This window comes from Caldovatus sediminis (assembly GCF_014644455.1).
Classification (GTDB): domain Bacteria; phylum Pseudomonadota; class Alphaproteobacteria; order Acetobacterales; family Acetobacteraceae; genus Caldovatus; species Caldovatus sediminis.
This window is the reverse complement of the sequence record NZ_BMKS01000002.1, coordinates 219,850-240,830: the sequence shown is the minus strand read 5'-3', so window position 1 is coordinate 240,830 and position 20,981 is coordinate 219,850. Positions and strand designations below refer to the sequence as shown.

The 20,981-nt window shown below is 74.7% G+C and carries 17 protein-coding genes; 10 read left to right on the top strand and 7 right to left on the bottom strand.

Translation table 11 applies throughout. The features are described 5' to 3' along the window. The first annotated feature begins 13 nt into the window (after positions 1–13). Positions 14–835, top strand: coding sequence for an ABC transporter permease (locus IEX99_RS03895; RefSeq protein WP_308421467.1), 822 nt, complete (start codon positions 14–16; stop codon positions 833–835). Positions 836–843: 8 nt separating this feature from the next. Here IEX99_RS03895 and IEX99_RS03890 read toward each other — a convergent pair whose 3' ends face one another. Continuing rightward, positions 844–1,548: an alpha/beta fold hydrolase gene (locus IEX99_RS03890; RefSeq protein ID WP_188898673.1), complete on the bottom strand. Its 705-nt coding sequence runs from the start codon at positions 1,546–1,548 to the stop codon at positions 844–846. Positions 1,549–1,938: 390 nt separating this feature from the next. Between IEX99_RS03890 and IEX99_RS03885 the strand changes: the two genes are divergently transcribed. The 5 genes from IEX99_RS03885 (at position 1,939) to IEX99_RS03865 (ending at position 7,739) form a co-directional block, all read left to right on the top strand. After that, the gene (locus IEX99_RS03885) at positions 1,939–3,795 is read left to right on the top strand and encodes a ribonucleoside-diphosphate reductase subunit alpha (RefSeq protein ID WP_229677791.1); all 1,857 of its coding nucleotides are present in this window, start codon (positions 1,939–1,941) and stop codon (positions 3,793–3,795) included. Between the two features lie 508 nt (positions 3,796–4,303). Then, the gene (locus IEX99_RS03880; protein WP_188898669.1) at positions 4,304–5,272 is read left to right on the top strand and encodes a Bug family tripartite tricarboxylate transporter substrate binding protein; all 969 of its coding nucleotides are present in this window, start codon (positions 4,304–4,306) and stop codon (positions 5,270–5,272) included. 81 nt (positions 5,273–5,353) lie between these two features. Next, positions 5,354–6,418, top strand: a complete 1,065-nt coding sequence (locus tag IEX99_RS03875; RefSeq protein ID WP_188898667.1) for a ribonucleotide-diphosphate reductase subunit beta — start codon at positions 5,354–5,356, stop codon at positions 6,416–6,418. A gap of 243 nt (positions 6,419–6,661) precedes the next feature. Beyond that, positions 6,662–7,336: an SCO family protein gene (locus IEX99_RS03870; protein WP_188898665.1), complete on the top strand. Its 675-nt coding sequence runs from the start codon at positions 6,662–6,664 to the stop codon at positions 7,334–7,336. 196 nt (positions 7,337–7,532) lie between these two features. Further along, entirely contained in the window at positions 7,533–7,739 is a 207-nt protein-coding gene (locus IEX99_RS03865) for a hypothetical protein (protein ID WP_229677790.1), read from the top strand. A 77-nt stretch (positions 7,740–7,816) separates the two neighbouring features. Here IEX99_RS03865 and IEX99_RS03860 read toward each other — a convergent pair whose 3' ends face one another. Both IEX99_RS03860 and IEX99_RS03855 read right to left on the bottom strand, forming a co-directional pair. After that, complete coding sequence (locus IEX99_RS03860) at positions 7,817–8,611, bottom strand: tRNA1(Val) (adenine(37)-N6)-methyltransferase (RefSeq protein WP_188898660.1); 795 nt, start codon at positions 8,609–8,611, stop codon at positions 7,817–7,819. Next, positions 8,608–8,847, bottom strand: coding sequence for a putative signal transducing protein (locus IEX99_RS03855; RefSeq protein ID WP_188898658.1), 240 nt, complete (start codon positions 8,845–8,847; stop codon positions 8,608–8,610). The genes IEX99_RS03860 and IEX99_RS03855 overlap by 4 nt, the downstream gene beginning before the upstream one ends. Before the next feature lie 111 nt (positions 8,848–8,958). Between IEX99_RS03855 and IEX99_RS03850 the strand changes: the two genes are divergently transcribed. Then, on the top strand, positions 8,959–9,969 hold the full coding sequence (locus tag IEX99_RS03850; RefSeq protein WP_373285158.1) for a polyprenyl synthetase family protein: 1,011 nt from the start codon (positions 8,959–8,961) through the stop codon (positions 9,967–9,969). Between the two features lie 124 nt (positions 9,970–10,093). Here IEX99_RS03850 and IEX99_RS03845 read toward each other — a convergent pair whose 3' ends face one another. Both IEX99_RS03845 and IEX99_RS03840 read right to left on the bottom strand, forming a co-directional pair. Further along, a complete protein-coding gene (locus IEX99_RS03845; protein ID WP_188898655.1) occupies positions 10,094–11,371 on the bottom strand; it encodes an O-antigen ligase family protein in 1,278 nt (425 codons plus the stop codon). An 84-nt stretch (positions 11,372–11,455) separates the two neighbouring features. Beyond that, positions 11,456–12,850, bottom strand: coding sequence for an aspartate aminotransferase family protein (locus IEX99_RS03840; protein ID WP_188898653.1), 1,395 nt, complete (start codon positions 12,848–12,850; stop codon positions 11,456–11,458). Positions 12,851–13,301: 451 nt separating this feature from the next. Between IEX99_RS03840 and IEX99_RS03835 the strand changes: the two genes are divergently transcribed. The 3 genes from IEX99_RS03835 (at position 13,302) to IEX99_RS03825 (ending at position 19,383) form a co-directional block, all read left to right on the top strand. Further along, the gene (locus IEX99_RS03835; protein ID WP_188898651.1) at positions 13,302–15,620 is read left to right on the top strand and encodes a molybdopterin-dependent oxidoreductase; all 2,319 of its coding nucleotides are present in this window, start codon (positions 13,302–13,304) and stop codon (positions 15,618–15,620) included. After that, the gene (locus IEX99_RS03830) at positions 15,617–17,191 is read left to right on the top strand and encodes a PhoX family protein (RefSeq protein WP_188898649.1); all 1,575 of its coding nucleotides are present in this window, start codon (positions 15,617–15,619) and stop codon (positions 17,189–17,191) included. Before IEX99_RS03835 ends, IEX99_RS03830 begins: the two co-directional genes overlap by 4 nt. 215 nt (positions 17,192–17,406) lie before the next feature. After that, on the top strand, positions 17,407–19,383 hold the full coding sequence (locus IEX99_RS03825) for a PhoX family protein (RefSeq protein ID WP_188898647.1): 1,977 nt from the start codon (positions 17,407–17,409) through the stop codon (positions 19,381–19,383). Here IEX99_RS03825 and IEX99_RS03820 read toward each other — a convergent pair. Beyond that, positions 19,380–20,180: an MBL fold metallo-hydrolase gene (locus IEX99_RS03820; protein ID WP_188898964.1), complete on the bottom strand. Its 801-nt coding sequence runs from the start codon at positions 20,178–20,180 to the stop codon at positions 19,380–19,382. The two genes, IEX99_RS03825 and IEX99_RS03820, sit on opposite strands and share 4 nt — an antisense overlap. 16 nt (positions 20,181–20,196) lie before the next feature. Next, positions 20,197–20,973 (bottom strand): TatD family hydrolase, encoded by a 777-nt coding sequence (locus IEX99_RS03815; protein ID WP_188898646.1) that lies wholly within the window; start codon positions 20,971–20,973, stop codon positions 20,197–20,199. Positions 20,974–20,981 lie beyond the last annotated feature (8 nt).

Sequence of the window (20,981 nt, the reverse complement as noted above, 5' to 3'; positions counted from 1 at the left end):
GCGGGGGGCGCGGGTGCGGCTCGCGCTCGGGCTCGCGGTGCTCGGGGCGCTGGCGGCGGCGGCGCTGGCGGCGCCGCTCGCGCAGCACTGGCTCGGGCACGATCCCTTCGCGCCGGACCTGTTCCGGCGGTTCGCGCCGCCCTCCGCCGAGCATCCGCTCGGCACCGACGATCTCGGGCGCGACCTGCTGCTCCGGCTGCTGCACGGGGCGCGGGTGTCGCTGACGGTCGGCGTCGCGGCGGCGCTGGCGGCGACGCTGCTCGGCACCGCGGCGGGGCTGTTCGCGGCCTGGCGCGGCGGGCTGGCGGATGCGGTGCTGATGCGGATCGCGGACGGGCTGCTCGCGCTGCCGGCGCTGCCGCTGCTCGTGGTGCTGGCGGCGGTGGACCCGGCGCGCATCGGCCTGCCGCGGGGCGAGGCGGCGACCGACATCCTGCGCATCGTCGTCATCCTCGCGCTGTTCGGCTGGGTGGGGGTGGCGCGGCTCGCGCGCGCGGCGGCGCTCTCGGTGCTGGCGCGGGACTACGTGCGGGCGGCGCGGGCGCTGGGGGCGGGCGAGGCGCGGGTGGTGCTGCGCCACGTGCTGCCGAACATCCTCGGGCCGGTGACGGTGGCGACGGCGCTGGCGGTGGCGGGGGCGATCCTCGCCGAGAGCACGCTGAGCTTCCTCGGCCTCGGCATCCAGCCGCCGGCGCCGTCCTGGGGGAACATGCTGGCGAACGCGCAGGAGATGGTGTTCAGCGCGCCGCTCGCCGCGGCGTGGCCGGGGCTGGCGATCCTGCTCGCGGTGGCGGGGTGCACGCTGGTGGCGGACGGGGTGCGCGGGCGCGGCTGAGGGTCGTGCTATCCCTCTCCCTCCCCGGCGAGGATCATCCGCGCCAGCGCCACCGGCTCGGTCAGCATCGGGTAGTGGCCGGTGTCGAGCTCCAGCCAGCGCGCGTTCAGCGACTCCGCGGTGCGGCGCTGGTGCGCCTGCGGCGGGTTGGCGCTGCGGCGGCACCAGATGACGGTGCTGTTCGGCCAGGGAAGGTCCCAGAAGCGCTCCAGCCGCACCGGCGCCTCCATCGCGGCGATCGGGTGCTGGCGGTAGCGGGCCAGGGTCCAGGCGCGCAGACCGGGCTCGAGCTCGGCGAAGAGACGGCCCTCGGCGTCCTCGCGCGAGGGGCCGGTGGTGAGCGCGGTGGAGACGGCGGTCGGGCGACGGACGATGTCGGCGACGCGCTCGCCGTCGCGCAGCGCCAGCGCGTCGGCGAAGACGAGGCGGCCGACGCGCGCGCGCGCGATCTCGGCGAGGCGGCACAGGACCATGCCGCCGGTGCTGGTGCCGACGAGGACGACCTCGCGCAGGTCCTCGTGGAAGAGCAGGCCCGCGAGCTCCTCGGCCTGGCTCTCGGTGGTGATGCCGGGGCGGATCAGGTGTGCGCGCTCGGCGCAGCCGTCGAGCGAGGGGGCGAGGACGTGGTGCCCGGCGGCGCGCAGCTCGGCGGCGACGCGGGACCAGACCCAGCCGCCGGTGTAGGCGCCGTGGATGAGCAGGATGCAGGCCATGGTGCGATGACGCTCCTTCCCCGTGGAGTCGGATCCTCGCAGCGGCATCGCCCGATGGGAAGCCGACGCGGCCGTCGCTGGCGCGCGCCGGGGGAGGGAGGCGATGCGGCGGCGCCGCCATCGCCCGGCTGCGCGTGTCGGTGCCCGGGGATGCGCCGGCGCCGCGGGCGACGCCGCGACGCGGGCGGGACGGGATTCGTCCGGCGAGGCGGCCTTCCGGAACGCGAGGCGAATATCGGTTTTGGTATGCAACCATATCGCCCACAATCGAAGACTCGTGACCGAAATGCCACTCGATCTGGGGGCGTGTCTGCTGCCCCAGCGCGATATGTTGTGTGGGAGCCGACCTCCGGGCATGTTTCAACGCTGCGGTTGATAGGGGGCGCCAACGTGTTCGATGCCGTTCAGTTGGAGGGTCACGGCCAGGTTCGCGTCGATCGGTCGCGCGATTCGCTGCTGACCGAGTTCGGCAAGGCGACGCTCGACGACCGCTACCTGCTGCCCGGGGAGAGCTACCAGGACCTGTTCGCCCGCGTCGCCAGCGCCTACGGCGACGACACGGCGCACGCGCAGCGGATCTACGACTACATCTCGAAGCTGTGGTTCATGCCGGCGACGCCGGTGCTCTCCAACGGCGGGACGAACCGCGGCCTGCCGATCTCCTGCTTCCTCAACGAGGCGTCGGACAGCCTCGAGGGCATCGTCGGGCTGTGGAACGAGAACGTCTGGCTGGCGGCGAAGGGCGGGGGGATCGGCAGCTACTGGGGGAACCTGCGCGGCATCGGCGAGAAGGTCGGGCGCAACGGCAAGACCTCCGGCGTCATCCCCTTCATCCGGGTGATGGACAGCCTGACGCTCGCCATCAGCCAGGGCTCGCTGCGGCGCGGCTCGGCGGCGGTCTACCTGCCGGTGAGCCATCCGGAGATCGAGGAGTTCGTCGAGATCCGCCGCCCGACGGGGGGCGATCCGAACCGCAAGGCGCTCAACCTGCACCACGGCGTGCTGGTGCCGGACGCCTTCATGCGCGCGGTGGAGCGCGACGAGGAGTGGCCGCTGGTCTCGCCGAAGGACGGGGCGATCGTGCGCCGGATCGCGGCCCGCGCGCTCTGGATCCGCATCCTCACCGCGCGCGTGGAGACGGGGGAGCCCTACCTGGTGTTCTCCGACCACGTGAACCGGGCGCGGCCGGAGCACCACAAGCTCGCGGGGCTGGAGGTGAAGACCTCCAACCTCTGCTCCGAGATCACCCTGCCGACCGGGCTCGACCACCACGGGCAGGAGCGGACGGCGGTCTGCTGCCTCTCCTCGCTCAACCTCGAGAAGTGGTTCGAGTGGAAGGACCATCCGTCCTTCATCGAGGACGTGATGCGCTTCCTCGACAACGTGCTGCAGGACTTCATCGACCACGCGCCCGATTCGATGCGCCGCGCGCGCTACAGCGCCATGCGGGAGCGGAGCGTCGGGCTCGGCGTGATGGGCTTCCACTCCTTCCTGCAGTCGCAGGGGGTGCCGTTCGAGAGCGTGGTGGCGAAGGTCTGGAACAAGCGGATGTTCCGGCACATCCGCGAGCGGGCCGACGCGGCGAGCCGGGTGCTGGCCGAGGAGCGCGGCCCCTGCCCGGACGCGGCCGAGTACGGCTTCATGGAGCGGTTCTCGAACAAGCTGGCGGTCGCGCCGACGGCGAGCATCTCGATCATCTGCGGCGGCGCGAGCCCGGGGATCGAGCCGATCGCGGCGAACGTGTATAACCACAAGACGCTCTCGGGCAGCTACATCGTCCGCAACCCCTACCTGCAGCGCGTGCTGGCGAGGCACGGGCGGGACGACGAGGAGACCTGGACCTCGATCACCGTCAACAAGGGCTCGGTGCAGCACCTCGACTTCCTGACCGAGCAGGAGAAGGCGGTGTTCAAGACGGCGATCGAGCTCGACCAGCGCTGGGTGGTGGAGCACGCGGCGGACCGCGCCCCCTGGATCTGCCAGAGCCAGTCGGTGAACCTGTTCCTGCCGGCCAACGTGCACAAGCGCGACCTGCACCAGATCCACATGATGGCGTGGAAGAAGGGGGTGAAGTCGCTCTACTACTGCCGCAGCCTCTCCATCCAGCGGGCGGACGCGATCAGCGAGAAGGTGCTGGCGGGGGACGTGCTGGCGGCGCCGGCGCGGGAGGAGGCGGCGGTGCCGCTGGCGGCGCAGGGCGGGGCGCGGAACGCGACGGACTACGAGGAGTGCCTGGCGTGCCAGTGAGGGCACGCCAAGGACGGCGCCGCGCGGATCGCCGCGGTTGTCCGCGCCTGCGGATTCGTGGCGTCAACGGAAATGGCGATGGAGCTGAACCGAAGCTTCACCCATCGGGACCGCCGCGGCCGGACGTGCGAGGGCGTTTCGCGTCTGATCGCGAGCGGCTGGGCGTACCGCGCCCGATGTCGGGCGGGACTCTCCCGGAAGCGGCCGGGATCGTCCTCCCCTGCGGCTGATCTTCCGCCTCGAAGGAGGTTCGCCCGCGCGCACGGCACCCGGCGTGGCGGCCATCGCCGTCACCGACCGCGTGGTCGCGCCGCCGCGGCGCTGACCGCGCAAGCGCCAGCTTCCGCCATCTCCGAGCGCCGCGGTCGCCCAAACAAATGGCTAATCCTTGCAAGGTAACGAGGCATGATCCGGCGGGCGGCCAGGGTCTGGCGACTCGCCTCTGGTCCTGGCACACCGCGCTCCGCCGTCACACACGCCGACGCCCGAAGGGGACTGGAGGAACCGCATGATCGCACGCCGCACCGCACTCGCCGCCCCCCTTGCCGCCGGGCTCGCGCCGGTCGCCGCACGCGCGCAGGACAACTGGCCCAGCCGCCCGATCCGCGTGATCATCGGCTACCCGGCGGGCGGGCCCACCGACTTCGTCGGCCGGCTGCTGCAGGACCCGCTGCAGCGCCTCTGGGGCCAGCCGCTCGTCATCGAGAACCGCGCCGGCGCGAGCCAGATCATCGCCAGCGAGGCGGTCGCCAAGTCCGCGCCGGACGGCTACACGCTGTTCCTCTCCGCCAGCACCCACTCGAGCAACGCCGCGGTCTACGCGCGCCTGCCCTACGACACGATCAACGACTTCACGCCGATCGTGCTGATGTACAGCTCGCCCACCGTGCTGTTCGTCAACCCGAACCTGCCCTACCGCAGCGCGCGCGAGCTGGTGGAGGCGGCGAAGCGCCAGCCGGGGATGGCCTTCGCCTCCTCCGGCAACGGCTCGTCGGGCCACTTCGCGCTGGAGATGTTCCGCCGCAAGGCCGGCATCGAGCTCACCCACGTCGCCTACCGCGGCGCGCCGCCGGCCCTGCAGGACGTGGTCGCCGGGCAGGTGCCCGCGACCTTCAGCACCCTGTCCGGCGCGATCGCGCTCGCGCGCGACGGCAAGCTGCGCCCCATCGCCATCGCCGCCCCGCGCCGCGTCGAGGTCCTGCCGAACGTGCCGACGCTCGACGAGGAGGGCCTGGGCATCCCCGACACCAGCCCCTGGTACGGCTTCATCGGCCCCGCCCGCCTGCCGCGGCCGCTCGTGGAGCGGATCGCGCGCGACGTGCAGGGCCTGCTGCGCGATCCGGCGATCGCCCGGCGCATCGTCGAGACCGGCGGCGTGATCGAGGGCGAGGGCCCGGAGGAGTTCGCCGCCCGCATCCGCCGCGAGCTCGAGGCGAACGCCGAGGTGGCGCGCGCCGCCGGCATCCGGATCGAGTAGCGACCGCCGCCGGGCCCGGGCGGAGACGCGCCCGGGCCGGCATCGCCCGCCCGCACGCCCGCCGCAGCGAAGGATCGCCGCATGAGCCGTCCCGCCACCGCCGCCCCCTCGCCGGACGAGCATCCGGTCCGCTTCGACCTGCTCACCGCCAACCCGGTCTACAAGCCGTTCCGCTATCCCTGGGCCTACGACGCCTGGCTCACCCAGCAGCGCATCCACTGGCTGCCGGAGGAGGTGCCGCTCGCCGACGACGTGAAGGACTGGCAGCGCAACCTGACGCCCGCCGAGCGCAACCTGCTCACCCAGATCTTCCGCTTCTTCACCCAGGCGGACGTCGAGGTGAACAACTGCTACATGCGCCACTACGCGCAGGTGTTCAAGCCGACCGAGGTGCTGATGATGCTCAGCGCCTTCTCCAACATCGAGACGGTGCACATCGCCGCCTACAGCCACCTGCTCGACACCGTCGGCATGCCGGAGGTCGAATACGCCGCCTTCCTCCGCTACAAGGAGATGAAGGACAAGTACGACTACATGCAGGGCTTCTCGGTCGAGAACCGGACCGAGATCGCCAAGACCCTCGCCGCCTTCGGCGCCTTCACCGAGGGGCTGCAGCTCTTCGCCTCCTTCGCCATCCTGATGAACTTCCCGCGCTTCAACAAGATGAAGGGGATGGGGCAGATCATCTCCTGGTCGGTGCGGGACGAGACGCTGCACTGCCTCTCCATCATCCGCCTGTTCCGCACCTTCATCCAGGAGAACCCGGAGATCTGGACGGAGGAGCTGCGGCGCGACATCGCGCTGATCTGCGCCACCATCGTGGACCACGAGGACGCCTTCATAGACCTCGCCTTCGAGCTCGGCGGCGTGCAGGGGCTCGATGCGCCGCAGACCAAGCGCTACATCCGCTACATCGCCGACCGCCGCCTGCAGCAGCTCGGCCTGCCGCCGCTCTACCACATCGAGAAGAACCCGCTGCCCTGGCTCGACGAGATGCTGAACGCGATCGAGCACACCAACTTCTTCGAGAACCGGGCGACGGAATACTCCAAGGCCAGCACCACCGGCACCTGGGAGGAGGCCTTCGCCGACACGGCCTTCCCCTCGCTGCAGCCGGAGGGGCCGGTGCTTCCCGCCCGGCACTGACGCGCAGGCGGCGGGCGCATGGCCGCCGCGGGCGGCGCGGCGCGGCGCTGGCCGAGGCGCGCCGGGATGCCTATCTAGGCCGCGACGACGTTCCGCAACCGCTCCGCCCGAGGCCCGTTCCGGGACGCGGCAGGAGACCGGCGCCGGGACCCCGCCCGCAGCGAGGCAGCGGGCAGGGGCGGACGGGCCGGCTTCGCCGCGCGACGAAGGACGGGCCGGGCCCCGCTTCGCGACAGGCCGCGCATGCTCCGCACCATCCGGTTCCTTTCGCTCTCGCTCCTGGTCCTGCTCGCCGGCCTCTGGGCGCTCGCCTGGTTCGGGCGCGGCCCCGGCGAGTCGCCGGGCGACGCCTTCCTGCGGCGCCTTGCCGGCCTGTTCGGCGCCGAGATGCCCGTGCCCGCCGCCGGCGGGGTGCAGTTGCCGCAGGGCCTGGCGCTCGGCGGCCCGTTCCGCCTGATCGATCATTCGGGCCGCCCCGTCTCGCACGAGGACTTCGCGGGGCGCTGGCTTCTCGTCTACTTCGGCTACACTTTCTGCCCCGACGTCTGCCCGACCGAGCTCGGCGTGATCGCCGATGCGGTGGACATGCTGGGCCCCGAGGGCGAGCGGGTGACCCCGGTCTTCGTCACCATCGACCCCGAGCGCGACACGCCGGAGGCGCTGGCGGACTACGTCTCGCGCTTCCATCCGCGCATGGTCGGCCTGACCGGCAGCCCCGAGCAGGTGGCGGAGGCGGCCCGGCGCTACCGCGTCTATTTCGCCCGCGCCCGCTCCGCCGACCACACCGACTACCTGATGGACCACTCCAGCTTCATCTACCTGGTCGGGCCCGATGGCAGGGTCCGCAACCTGTTCCGGCCCGGCACCGCGCCGGAGGCGCTGGCCGCCGCCACCCGCGCGCAGCTCAGCGGATCGTGAATTCACCGGGTATCGGCAAACCCGTCGCTAGGTTATTGTTCCGTCCCGTTGCATGGGACGCGCCGCCGGCCCGGGGGCTAGGGAAGCGGCGCAGGGGGGGCAGAAAATGGCCAATGACGAGCACGGTCAGGACCCGGGCGACCTACGCGACACCGCCAGGGCAGGGGCGAGTTCTCCGCCGCGCTACACGCGTCGGTTGTCGGACAAGATCCTGATCGCCTTCCACCACGCGTGCGACCAGGGCGATTTCGAGGTCGCGGAGGAGCTGCTGCGCATCCTCGAGATGATGCTCACCCGCCGGCCGGTCTCGCCGGACCTGAACCGGCGGAAGAACATGGAAAGCCTGGTCGCGGCGCATGAGCGGCTCTGGCTGCTGCGCCATCCGGAGGCGAAGGACCAGTAGCGGGCGACATCGCCGGGCCGCGCGGTCCGGCAGGTCGGAGGTCGGCGGGCCACCTGGCGGGTGGCCGTTTTCGTTTATCAATCGAAATCCAGAGGGGCGGCGTCGCGCAGCACCGCTTCGGCGGCGGCGGTGTAGCCGCGGCCCGGCGGCGCTTGGTGCAGCACCAGGCCGGGCAGGACCCGCGCGGGGCCGCGGCCGCCGCGCACCGCCTGCAGCAGCACGCGCTTCGCCGGCATCCCGGCGCGGGGCCAGAGCGGCAGCAGCGCGACCGCGCCGCAGCCGGCCGCGCGCAGCGCCGCGGCGCCGGCGTCGAACCGCGCGGCGGGGAGGATGAGGCTCGCCGTGCCGCGGCGCGGCCGCAGCGCGGCGGCGAGGAAGCGCGCCCAATCGTCGAGGGTGGCCCCGGCCTCGTGCGTCGCCGCCTGGCGGGCGGCGGCGGGCGGCGGCGTCCCGGCCGGCCAGAAGGGCGGGTTGGCGAAGGCATGGTCGAAGGGGCCGAGACGGCGGGCGAGCGCCGGATCGGCGACGTCGCCCGCCACCACCTCGACCTGCGCGGCGAGCCCGGCCGCCGCGGCGTTCTCGCGCGCCAGGGCGGCGAGCGCCGGGTCGCGCTCGACGGCGAGGATGGCAAGCCCCGGCACGCGGGCGGCGAGGCAGAGGAATCCGGCGCCGCTGCCGCAGCCGGCCTCGAGCACGCGATCGCCCGGCCGGGCGGGCACCGCGGCGGCGAGCAGGACGGGGTCGATCGCGGCGCGGAAGCCGCCGCTGCCGCGCGCGGGCTGGCGCAGGCGGACCCGCCCGCCGAGCAGCGGCTCCGCCGCCGCGAGCGCGGCACCGGCCCGGGCGCCGCCGGCCCCGCCGCGGCCGGTCATCGCGCGGCGGTGGGCGGCAGCTCGCCCGCCTCGCGCAGCACGGCGAGCGCCGCCGCCTCGTCCCGCGCGGCGACCGCGAGGCGGCGCGGGAAGGCGCCGATGCCGCCCTCGACCGCCGCGATGTGCGCGTCGAGGACGACGCAGCCGAGGCCGGCGTCGCGCAGCAGGGCGGCGAGGAAGGAGAGGCGGACCGGATCGCCGGTGACCGCGACGACACGAAGGCCCTCGTCTGCCAAGCCTTTGATTTCCCTGTTCTTGCCGCCCGCCGGGCCGGCCGTTATGGTGCCGCCCCCGCGCCGAGGTCAAGCCGAGTGAGAGCCGCCGCCGCAGCCGCCGCGTCCGCCGCGATCGGGCCGCAGGACGCCCCCGCCAGCCGCGGCGAGGACGCGCTCGCCGCGCTGACGGCGCTGGTGCGCGCGGATCTGGAGGCCTGCAACCGCCTGATCGTCGAGCGGATGCAGAGCCCGGTGGCGCTGATCCCGCAGCTCGCCGCCCACATCGTCGCGGCCGGGGGCAAGCGGCTGCGGCCGCTGCTCACCCTCGCCGCGGCGCGGATGTGCGGCTACCGGGGCGAGCGGCACGTGGCGCTCGCCGCCTGCGTCGAGTTCATCCACACCGCGACCCTGCTGCACGACGACGTGGTGGACGAGAGCGCGCTGCGCCGCGGCCAGGCCAGCGCCAACGCGCTGTTCGGCAACAAGCCCTCGGTGCTGGTCGGCGACTTCCTGTTCGCCCGCGCCTTCCAGCTCATGGTCGCGGACGGGTCGCTGCGGGTGCTCGCCATCCTCTCCGAGGCGGCGGCGACGATCGCCCAGGGCGAGGTGCTGCAGCTCGTCACCCAGAACGACACGGCGACGACCGAGGCGCAGTACCTGGAGGTGATCGAGGGCAAGACCGCGGCGCTGTTCGCCGCCGCCACCGAGATCGGCGCCGTGGTCGCCGACCGGCCGGCGGCGGAGGCGGAGGCGCTGCGCGCCTACGGCCGCAACCTCGGCATGGCCTTCCAGCTCGTGGACGACGCGCTGGACTACGCCGCCGAGCAGGCGGCGCTCGGCAAGACGGTCGGCGACGACTTCCGCGAGGGCAAGATCACGCTCCCCGTGCTGCTCGCCTTCGCCCGCGGCGGCGAGGAGGAGCGCGCCTTCTGGCGGCGCGCGCTGGAGGAGCGCGAGCAGCGCGAGGGCGACCTCGCCCACGCGCAGGCGCTGATCGAGCGCCACGGCGCGCTGCGCGACACCCTGGCGCGGGCGCGCGAGTACGGCGCCGCGGCGCTGGCCGCGCTCGAGGGCTTCGCCGACGGGGCGGAGCGGCGGGCGCTGGCCGGGATCGTGCGCTTCTGCGTGGACCGGGCGCGGTAGAGCCGATCGCGGACGGCCGGGAACGGCCGGGAGCGTGAATCGGCTCGACGGACCACGAGCGAGAGCCGTCGCAGCGGGCACGGCCGAGCGAAGACGGCTCTCGCGCGGGCCGGCCGCGTCGCGTTCAGCGCGCCCGCGACGGCAGCCCCGCCGCCCCCGCCGCCACCAGCAGCAGCGCCGCATACCACCAGGCCTGCCAGGCGCCGAAGCTCAGCAGCGCCGAGACCGCCGCCGCGGCGAGCGCCCCCGCGGCGGCCGGCGGATGCGGCGCGCGGCGCGCCGCGGCGCGGCCGAGCAGCAGCGCCAGCGCCGCCGCCAGCAGCGCCCCCGGCACGCCGAGTTCCAGCCGGACCTGCAGGGCGCCGCTGTGCGGGTGGAGCGGCATCAGCTCCGCCGCGCCGGGCGCGAGCAGGAAGGCGCGCTGCGCGGGGGCGGTGAGGCCGAGGCGGGCGAGGGTCTCCTCGGTCGGTCCCTCCCCGCCGCCGGGGATCGCGCGGCTCGCCTCCATGCCCCAGCCGAGGAGCGGACGCTCGGCGATCCGCGCCAGGGCGAAGTCCCAGATCGCCAGCCGGTGCGCGGCCGAATGCGGCAGGGTGGCGGCGAGGCGCGGCGCGGCGGCCTCCAGGGCCGGCGCGAGAAGGGCCGGGCCGAGCAGGATGAGCGCCGCCAGCACCGCGCCGAGCAGCCGCGGCACCGCGCGCGGCGCGACCCAGGCCGCGCCGGCGACCGCCAGCCCGGCGAGCGCGGCGAGCTTCGCCGACTCGCCGGGAAGCGTCAGGACGACCGCGATGCCGGCCGCGAGCAGGGCGCCGCGCGCCCAGCCGGGCCAGGGCGCGGCGAGGGCGAGCGGCAGCAGCATCGCCATCACCGCCGCGGCGGGCTTGAGGCCGAAGGCGAGCGCCGCAGGCGCCTCGCGCAGCCCGCGCACCGCCGCGCGCAGGGCGCTGCCGCTCAGGTGGTCGAACAGCGCGGCGGCGAGGCCGAGGGCCAGGCCGGCGGCGAGCCAGCGGGCCAGCCGCGCCCGCGCCTCCGCCGTGTCCTCCGCCACCGCCCGCGCCGCCGCGCCGCCGAGCAGGGCCGCGCCGGCGAGGGCTGCGCCGGCGCCGAGGCTGCGCCCCGGCACGACGGACCAGGCCGCGCTTTCCATGCCCCAGAGCCCGAGCGCCACCGCCAGCCAGGCCGCGGCCGCGCGCGGCCAGGGCCAGGCGCCATGGACGCGCCGGTGGACGAGCACGGCAAGCGCCATCGCCACGAGGGCGAGCGGCGCCATCGCCTTGGACTGCAGCAGGACCGCCACGGGCGCGGCGGCCAGCGCGACCGCGACCGGCAGGCTCGGCGAGCGGAGCGGGGAAGCGGAGGCGTGCGGCGCAGCGGACAGCGCCGCCGGACGGGGCGGGATCAAGGCCGGGTCGGCTCCATGCGGCAGGGCCCCGCCCTCCCCGGCGGCGCGCCGGGGCGGGGCGAAGGCGCGGCCGGCGCGCGCGTCTCAGACGACCGCGAGGCTCTCGCGCCGGAGCTGGACGGCCAGCGCCTCGAGCGCCGCCGCGGTGCGGTCGAGCATCGCGTCGATCTCCGCCTCGGTGATGATCAGCGGCGGGGAGAAGGCGATGGTGTCGTTGATCAGGGCGCGCAGGATCACGCCGTGCTCCTCGCCGAGCTTCGCGAGCCGCAGGCCGACCTTCCTCGCCGGGTCGAAGTTCCTGCGCGCCGCCTTGTCCTCGACCAGCTCGATCGCGGCGATGAGGCCGACGCCGCGCACCTCCCCGACCAGCGGATGGTCGGCGAAGCGCGCGCGCAGCGCCTTCTGCATGTAGGGGCCGACGCGGCGGACGTGGTCGAGCAGGCCGATCTCGTCGTAGATCCTCAGCGTCTCGACGGCGACGGCGGCGGGCACCGGGTGGCCGGAATAGGTGAAGCCGTGGCCCCAGGTGCCGATGGTGTGGCTGCCCTCGGCGATGCCCTGGAACACCTTGTCGTTGATCATCACCGCCGAGATCGGGAGGAAGCTCGCCGACAGCGCCTTGGCGCAGGTGAGGATGTCGGGCTCGATCCCCATGGTCTGGCAGCCCCAGTAGCTGCCGGTGCGCCCGAAGCCGCAGATCACCTCGTCGGCGACGAGGAGGACGTCGTGCTTCCGCAGCACGGCCTGGATCTTCTCGAAGTAGGTGGCGGGCGGGACGATGACGCCGCCCGCGCCCATCACCGGCTCGGCCCAGAAGGCGGCCACCGTCTCCGGCCCCTCGCGCTGGATCACGGCGTCCAGCTCCTCGGCGAGGCGCGTCGCGAACTGCTCCTCCGTCTCGCCGGGCTGCGCGCCGTGGTAGTGGTGCGGCGTCGAGACGTGCAGGAAGCCGGGCAGCGGCAGGTCGAACAGCTTGTGGTTCGCCGGCAGGCCGGTGAGCGAGCCGGAGGCGACGGTGATGCCGTGATAGGCCTTGAGGCGCGAGATGATCTTCTTCTTCCGCGGCCGGCCGAGGGCGTTGTTGTAGTACCAGATCATCTTGATCGCGCTGTCGTTGGCCTCGGAGCCCGAGTTGCCGAAGAACACCTTGCTCATCGGCACCGGCGCCCGCTCGATCAGCATCTCGGCGAGGTCTATCATCGGCTCATGCGACTTCGCCGTGAAGGCGTGGTAGAAGGGCAGCTTGCGCATCTGCGCCTCGGCCGCCTTCACCAGGCGCTCGTTGTCGAAGCCGAGCGCGGCGCACCAGAGGCCGGCGACCGCCTCGATGTACTCCTTGCCCTGGTCGTCCCAGACGCGGATGCCCTTGCCGCGGCTGATCACCACGGGGCCGGCCTGCTGGTGCACCTTGTGGTCGGTGTAGGGATGCAGGACGTGGGCGATGTCGCGCGCGGCGCTGGAGTTGCGGGGCGGGGTCATGGGGCGGTCTTCCTCTGGCGGTGCTGTCGGGGTGCGAGTGTAGGCGCGAACGGGGCCGGCACCCAAGCCCGGCGGCCGGCCGGCGGGCCGCCCCGGTCGCCGGTCAGGCGTGACGCCGGCACCGCCTCGACCGTGCGCGGTTCGAAGCCGGCGCGGGGAATCTCGGCCGCGAGCGAGGCCGGAGGCCGGGACCGGTGCGAACCGCGTGGTGACGGCGACGCGACCGATGGTGCCGCCCGCCGGCGCAGGGCCCGCGAGGATCGGCGCCTGGCGCCCCGGATCGAGCAGAACGGGTCGCGGACGCGCCTTCCCCGGAACCGCCCCTTTCCGACGCATGGGCTGCGGGGAGGACGGCGCGGCCGGGTCCGGCCGCGCCGCCCCGCGCCGGCGCTTGCGGCGCGTGCGCCCACCGGGGCATGGTCGGGACGGAACGAAGGACACGGGCGCCGCAATGACCGTCATCAAGCCGCACGCATCGCACTGGGGCTACTTCGACGCCGTGGTGGAGGATGGCCGCCTGGTCGGCGTGCGGCCCTTCGCGCGCGATCCCTTCCCCGGCACGCTGATCGAGAGCATGCCGGACGTGGTGCACGCCGCGTGCCGCATAGACCGCCCCTACGTCCGGCGCGGCTGGCTGCGCGGCGAGCGGCGCGGCGCGCCGCGCGGCAGCGATCCCTTCGTCCCCCTCTCCTGGGACCGCGTCACGCGCCTGCTCGCCGAGGAGACGCGGCGCGTGCGCGCCGAGCACGGGCCGAGCGCGATCTACGGCGGCAGCTACGGCTGGTCCTCGGCCGGGCGGTTCCACCACGCGAAGACGCAGCTCCAGCGCTTCCTCGGCCTCGGCGGCGGCTTCACCTCCTCGGTGACGTCCTATTCCTACGCCACCGGGCAGACGCTGATGCCGCACGTGCTCGGCACCAACGAGGTGGTGCTCGGCCGCGTCACCGACTGGGCGGCGATCGCCGCGAACGCCCGGCTGATGCTCTGCTTCGGCGGGCTGGCGGCGAAGAACGGGCTGATCAGCAACGGCGGCGGGGGCGCGCACGAGTACCTGCCGCTGATGCGGCGCGCCGCGGCGGCCGGCGTGCGGTTCGTCGGCATCTCGCCCTGTCGCGGCGACATGGAGGCGGAGCTCGGGGCGGAGTGGGTGCCGATCCGGCCCGGCACCGACGCGGCGATGATGCTGGCGATGGCGCACGCGATCCTCGCCGCGGGGAAGGAGGACCGCGAATTCCTCGCCACCCGCTGCGTCGGCTGGGAGAGGCTCCGCGCCTACGTCGCGGGCGAGGCGGACGGGGTGGCGAAGACGCCGGAATGGGCGGAGCCGATCACCGGCGTCCCCGCCGCGACGATCCGCCGGCTCGCGCTGGAATGCGCGGCGAAGCCGACCATGCTCACCGCGGCCTGGTCGCTGCAGCGGGCGGACTACGGCGAGCAGCCCTGGTGGATGCTGGTGGCGCTGGCGGCGATGCTCGGGACGATCGGCAGGCCCGGGCAGGGCGTCGCCTTCGGCTACGGCTCGATCAACGGCATGGGGACGCCGCGGCGCGAGCTGCCCGCCGTCTCCATGCCGCCGGTGCGCAACGCGGGGCTGCACATCCCGGTGGCGCGCATCACCGAGATGCTGGAGCGGCCGGGCGGGACGCTGGAATACAACGGGCGGACGATCACGCTGCCCGACATCCGCATCATCTGGTGGGCCGGCGGCAACCCGTTCCACCACCACCAGGACCTCAACCGGTTCCTGCGCGCCTGGAGCCGCGCGGAGACGATCGTCGCGCAGGAGCCGTGGTGGACGCCGCTCGCGCGGCACGCCGACATCGTGCTGCCGGCGACGACGACGCTGGAGCGCAACGACATCGCCTCCTCCTCGCGCGACCGCTTCGTGCGGGCGATGCACCAGGCGATCCCGCCGCAGGGCGAGGCGCGGAACGACTTCGACATGCTCGCCGACGTGGCGGACGCGCTCGGCTACCGCGACCGCTTCACCGAGCAGCGCGACGAGGGGGCGTGGCTGCGCCACCTCTACGAGCGCTGGCGCCAGGCCTGCGCGCGGATGGGGTTCGAGGCGCCGGACTTCGAGCGGTTCTGGGCGGAAGGGCATGTCGAGGTGCCGCCGCCGGAACCGGAGGAGGCCTACACCCAGTTCGCCGAGTTCGCGGCCGACCCGGCGGGGCATCCGCTCGACACGCCCTCGGGGAAGGTGGAGCTGTTCAGCGAGACCATCGCGGCGATGGGCTATGCCGACTGCCCGGGGCACCCGGTGTGGATCGCGCCGCGCGAGTGGCTCGGGGCGCAGGCGGCGGCGGCGTATCCGCTGCACCTGCTGTCCGACCAGCCGGCGACGCGGCTGCACGGGCAGCTCGATCCCGGGCGCGTCGCCGCGGCCGACAAGATCCAGGGGCGGCAGCCGATCCGGATGCACCCGGAGGATGCGGCGGCGCGCGGCCTGCGCGAGGGCGAGGTGGTGCGCGTGTTCAACGCGCGCGGGGCGTGCCTCGCGGGGCTCAGGCTCGATCCCGGGCTGCTGCGCGGCGTGGCGGCGATGGCGACCGGCGCCTGGTTCGACCCGCTGGAGCCGGGCGTGCCGGGCTCGCTCTGCGTGCACGGCAACCCGAACGTGCTGACGCCGGACATCGGCACCTCGCGCCTCGGCCAGGGGCCGAGCGCGCAGTCCTGCCTGGTGCAGGTGGAGCGCTGGGAAGGGCCGCTGCCGCCGGTGAAGGTGCACCTCCCGCCGCCGGTCGCGGAGGAGGAGACGCTGCCGTGATCGGCCGCCGCGCCGCCCTCGCCGGGGTCGCCGCCCTCGCTGCGGCGGCGCCGGCGCGGGCGCAGCTCGCCCCGGCGCCGCTCCCGGTGATGCCGGGCGACACGGTGCTCGGCCCGCACGAGCGGCTGCTGATGCTCGCCTGGGGCGACCGCGTCGCCTACGACGCGCCGCCCTGGGACCCCTACCGCCCGAGCGCCGAGGCGGCGGAGGCGCAATTCGGCTGGGACGCGCGCATCGCCGCGCTGATCGAGCCGCCGCCCGCGACCGACGGCATCCCTCGCGCCGTGCTCGCCGTCGCCCATCCGACGGTGGAGCCGCGCATGGCCTTCCCGGACGGGCGCGACCGGCCGGAAGTGGCGGCCGCCATGCAGGGCGCGAGCCTCATCAACGTGATGCGCCAGAACGGGCGCTGGCTGGTGGTCGAGGGCGGCTACCAGATGCGCCGCCTCACCGGGCGCACGCTGTGCCGGCTGAGCGGCCCGCTCGCCGAGGGCCTCGGGCCGCTTGGGACGCCCGTCACCGGCCTGTTCGGCATCACCGGCGGCGCCGCCACTCCCTGGGGCACGCTGCTGCTGTGCGAGGGTGAGGCCGCGGCCTGGCTGGCGCGGCTCGGCGGCGGGCGCGACCCCGCGCGCTACGGCTGGGTGGCGGAGCTCGACCCGCTCGACCCGCTGGCGGTGCCGGCGAAGCGCAGCGCGCTCGGCCGCTTCGCCCAGGGCGACGCGGCGGCGGCGCTCGCCCGCGACGGGCGAGCGGTGGTCTATCTCAGCGACCGCCGGCCGGGCGGCTTCCTGTTCCGCTTCGTCTCCGACGCCGCGGCGACCGAGCCGGACGCGCTCGATCGCGGCACCCTCTTCGTCGCGCGCCTTGAGCCGGCGGGCGGGCTGCGCTGGCTGCCGCTGCCGGCGGAGGCCGCGACCTGGCGCGATCCGGTGGCGGTGGCGGGCCGGCTTGGCGCGAGCCCGTTCGACACGCCCTCCGGGCTCGCCGCGGACCCGCGGCGGGCGCGGCTGTTCGTCGCCTGCCGCGGCGCCCAGGCGGCGCCGGGCGGCCCCGCCGGCAGCGTGCTCGAGATCGTGCCGGCGGCCGGCGACCACGCGGCGGAGACGGGCGTGGTGCTGACCCTGCTGGTCGGCCGCGAGCCGCCGCCCCCGCCCCCGCCGCCTCGGTCCGTGCGCGGCGCCCCGCCGCCGGAGCCCCCGCCGCCTGCCCAGCCGGCCATGCCGGACACGCTGGCGATGGATCCCTCCGGCCGGCGGCTCTGGATCGGCACCGACCATGGCGGGGTGGTCGGACGCCAGGCGGACGGCCTCTACGCCTGCGAGATCGAGGGGCCGTCGCGCGGCGAGGCGGTGCCGATCTACGGGGCGCCGCGCGCGGCGGCGGTCGGCGGCGCGGCGGTGAGCCCCGACGGGACGGCGCTGTTCACCGTGGCGCGGCGCCCGGGCGCGGAGCCGGGCGCCAGCTTCGGGCAGCCGGGCACGCGCTGGCCGGCCTTCGATCCCGCGCTGCCGCCGCGCACCGCGCTCCTGGCGCTGACGCGGCGCGGCGGCGGCACGGTTGGCGGCTAGCGCCGTTTCCGCTCGGCCGTGCCCGCTGCGACGGCTCCCGCTCGTCGTTTGCCGAGCCGATTCGCGCTCCCGGCTGTTTCCAGCCGTCCGCGATCGGCGCTAGGCGGACGGGCGCGGTTTCACGGAACCGTCACGCCCTGCTGATGATTCCGTCGCTCGCCGCGGTCTAGACTCCGTCCCGCCCCGCAACCGCGACCGAGGGACCGCACCAGGCCATGCCGGAGCCGATCGCGCCGCACGACGCCGACGACATCGAGATCGAGGACATCGGCAGCAATCCTGCCCCGACCCGCCCGTTCGGCGAGGTGGCCGCCGCGCGCTACGGCCGCCGCGGGCTGCTCGGCGGCGGCGCGGCGGCGGCGGCGCTCGCGGTCGCCGGCGCCGCGGCGGCAGCCGTGCCGGCGCACAGCAGCGGCAACACGCCGGATGGCGGCCCCTCCACCCTCACCTTCCCCGAGCTGCGCCACCAGCTCGCCCAGGGCGACGCGGTGGCGGAGGGCTACGAGATCCAGCTCGTGATCCGCTGGGGCGACCCGATCCTCGCCGACGCGCCGGAATTCGACATCGCGCGGCTGACCGCCGAGGGGCAGGCGCGGCAGTTCGGCTACAACTGCGACTACCTCGACTTCTTCCCGCTGCCGCAGGGCTCGCGCAGCGCCGATCACGGGCTGCTCTGGTCCAACCACGAATACACCAACACGAACCTGATGTTCCCCGGCCTCGGCGCGGGCCGCGCCGCGCGGTCCCGCACCAGCGCCGCGCAGGTCGCGGTGGAGATCGCCGCGCACGGCGGCAGCGTCGTCGAGGTGCGGCGCGAGGCGGACGGGCGCTGGCGCTACGTGGCGGGCGGCCGCTTCAACCGCCGCATCACGGCGGAGACGCCGATGCGCCTCTCCGGCCCCGCCGCGGGGCACCCGCGCCTGCGCACCAACGCCGACCCGACCGGGACGCGGGTGCTCGGCACGCTCAACAACTGCGCCGGCGGCCGCACGCCCTGGGGCACCCTGCTGACGGCGGAGGAGAACTTCAACTTCTACTTCGGCGGCGAGGCCGCCGCGAACGGCCCGCAGCGCGAGCACTACCGCCGCTACGGCATCGTGCGCGAGGCGGTCTACGGCTGGGGACGGCACGTGGACCGCTTCAACCTCGACAAGGAGCCGAACGAGCCGAACCGCTTCGGCTGGATCGTCGAGGTTGACCCCTACGACCCGGCGAGCGTTCCGGTGAAGCGCACCGCGCTCGGCCGCTTCAAGCACGAATGCTGCACCATGGCGCTGTGCCCGGACGGCCGCGTCGCCTTCTACAGCGGCGACGACGAGCGCTTCGAGTACATCTACAAGTTCGTCACCGCGCGCCCGTGGAACCCGGCCGACCGCGCGGCGAACCGCGACCTGCTCGACGAGGGGACGCTCTACGTCGCGCGCTTCGACGAGGACGGCAGGGTGGCGTGGCTGCCGCTGGTGCACGGCGAGGGACCGCTGACGGCGGCGAACGGCTTCGCCAGCCAGGCCGACGTGCTGATCGAGGCGCGGCGCGCCGCCGACCTGCTCGGCGCCACGCCGATGGACCGGCCGGAGGACGTCGAGGCGAACCCGGTGACCGGGCGCGTCTACGCGATGCTGACCAACAACACGCGCCGCACGGCGGAGCAGGCGCGCGGGGCGAATCCGCGCGCGAACAACCTCCACGGGCACGTGGTGGAGATCATCCCGCCGATGGCCGGGGAGCGGCCGGACCACGCGGCGACCGAGGCGCGCTGGGGCCTGTTCCTCCTCGCCGGCGCGCCGGGGATCGATCCGGGCGCGCGCTACCACCGGGCCACGAGCGCGAACGGCTGGCTCTCCTGCCCGGACAACTGCGCCTTCGACAGCAGGGGCCGGATCTGGATCTCGACCGACGGCGCGCCGGCCGCGGCGGGCGTGGCGGACGGGCTCTACGCCGCCGACACCACGGGCTACGGCCGCGCGCTGACGCGGCTGTTCTACCAGGCGCCGACGGGGGCGGAGGTGTGCGGCCTCGCCTTCACGCCCGACGAGCGCACGCTGTTCCTCGCCATCCAGCATCCGGGGGAGGACCCGGGCAGCACCTTCGAACGCCCCTCCACCCGCTGGCCCGATTTCCGCGACGGCGTGCCGCCGCGGCCGAGCGTGATCGCGATCGTGAAGAAGGACGGCGGGGTGATCGGGAGCTAGGCTCCGCCCGCCTCGCCGATCTCCAGCACCAGTCCGTCGCGGCCGGGCTCCACGCCCGGCGGCAGCGTCCGGCGCAGCGCGGCGTAGTCGAGATCGGGGCTCATGTGGGTGAGCACGGTGCGGCGCGGGCGCAGCGCCTCGACCCAGCCGAGGACCGTGGGGAGGTCGGCGTGCACCTTGTGCGGGCGGCGCTGGAAGCAGCCGACGATCCAGGCGTCGAGGCCGTGCAGCGCATCCAGCGTCTCGGGCGGGATGCGGATCACGTCGGTGCAGTAGGCGAAGCCGCCGGCGCGCAGGCCGAGCGTCTCCATCACCTCGTGGTCGAGGCGCAGCAGGCGCAGCGCGATGCCGGCGATGGTCGGCGTCTCGCCGGGCTGCACCGGGATCGGCTCGAGGGCGGGGCGGTAGAAGCCGGGGGTGGCGGGGAGGAAGGCGTAGTCGAAGCGCCGGCGCAGGATCTCGAGCGTCTGCGGCGTGGCGTAGGCGGGGAGCGGCCTGCCGGTGGCGCGGTTGATCGCGCGCAGCTCGTCGATGCCCATGATGTGGTCGGCATGGGCATGGGTGAACAGAACCGCGTCCACGCGGCCGACGCCGGCGGCGAGGAGCTGGGCGCGCAGGTCGGGGCCGGCATCCACGAGCAGGCGCCCGCCCTCCGGGCCCTCGATCAGGGCGCTCGAACGCGTGCGGCGGTTGGCGGGCTCGGCCGGGTCGCAGGCGCCCCAGTCGCCGCGCCCGTCCGGCCCGCCGATCGCCGGCACGCCGCCGGAGGAGCCGCAGCCGAGGAGCGTGACCTTCAGGCGCCGCAAGGCCGCCTCACACCGCCTTCCTGAACAGGCGCCGGAAGTTGCGCGTCGTCAGCTCGGCGAGCGCGGCGCTCTCCATGCCCCGCACCGTGGCCAGCACCCGGGCGGTGTGGACGACATGCGCGGGCTCGCAGCGCTTGCCGCGCAGCGGCACGGGGGCGAGGTAGGGCGCGTCGGTCTCGACCAGCAGGCGCTCGGCGGGAAGGTCGCGGGCGATGGCGCGGATCTCCTCGCTCTTCGGGAAGGTGAGGATGCCGGAGAAGGAGACATAGGCGCCCATCGCCACCGCCTCCTCGGCGAGTCGGCGCGTCGAGCTGAAGCAGTGGAGGAGGAAGTCGAAGGCGCCGCCCTCCTCGCGCTCCTCGCGCAGGATGCGGAGGATGTCGGCGTCGGCGTCGCGGGCGTGGATGGCGAGCGGCAGGCCGGCGAGGCGCGCGGCGCGGATGTGGCGGCGGAAGCTCTCCTGCTGCACCGGGCGCGGGGACTTGTCGTAGAAGTAGTCGAGCCCGCTCTCGCCGATGCCGACGATGCGCGGGTGGTCGGCGAGGGCGGCGATCTCCTCCGGCGTCGGCAGGGGCTCGTGCTCGGCCGCGTTGTGCGGATGGATGCCGACCGTGCCCCAGACGCAGGGGAAGCGCTCGGCGAGCGCCTTGACCTTCGCGGCCTGGGGGATGCGGGTGCCGATGGTGACCATCCCGGCCACGCCGGCCTCGCGGGCGCGGGCGATGACGTCCTCGATCTCCGCCTCGGCGTAGTAGTCGAGGTGGCAATGGCTGTCGATCAGCATGCGATGGC

Coding starts and splice junctions, on each gene's coding strand:
- IEX99_RS03890 (WP_188898673.1), bottom strand. CDS start 1,548: ATGGCCTGCATCCTGCTCATCCACGGCGCCTACACCGGCGGCTGGGTC.
- IEX99_RS03880 (WP_188898669.1), top strand. CDS start 4,304: ATGATCGCACGCCGCACCGCACTCGCCGCCCCCCTTGCCGCCGGGCTC.
- IEX99_RS03875 (WP_188898667.1), top strand. CDS start 5,354: ATGAGCCGTCCCGCCACCGCCGCCCCCTCGCCGGACGAGCATCCGGTC.
- IEX99_RS03870 (WP_188898665.1), top strand. CDS start 6,662: ATGCTCCGCACCATCCGGTTCCTTTCGCTCTCGCTCCTGGTCCTGCTC.
- IEX99_RS03860 (WP_188898660.1), bottom strand. CDS start 8,611: ATGACCGGCCGCGGCGGGGCCGGCGGCGCCCGGGCCGGTGCCGCGCTC.
- IEX99_RS03840 (WP_188898653.1), bottom strand. CDS start 12,850: ATGACCCCGCCCCGCAACTCCAGCGCCGCGCGCGACATCGCCCACGTC.
- IEX99_RS03835 (WP_188898651.1), top strand. CDS start 13,302: ATGACCGTCATCAAGCCGCACGCATCGCACTGGGGCTACTTCGACGCC.
- IEX99_RS03825 (WP_188898647.1), top strand. CDS start 17,407: ATGCCGGAGCCGATCGCGCCGCACGACGCCGACGACATCGAGATCGAG.
- IEX99_RS03815 (WP_188898646.1), bottom strand. CDS start 20,973: ATGCTGATCGACAGCCATTGCCACCTCGACTACTACGCCGAGGCGGAG.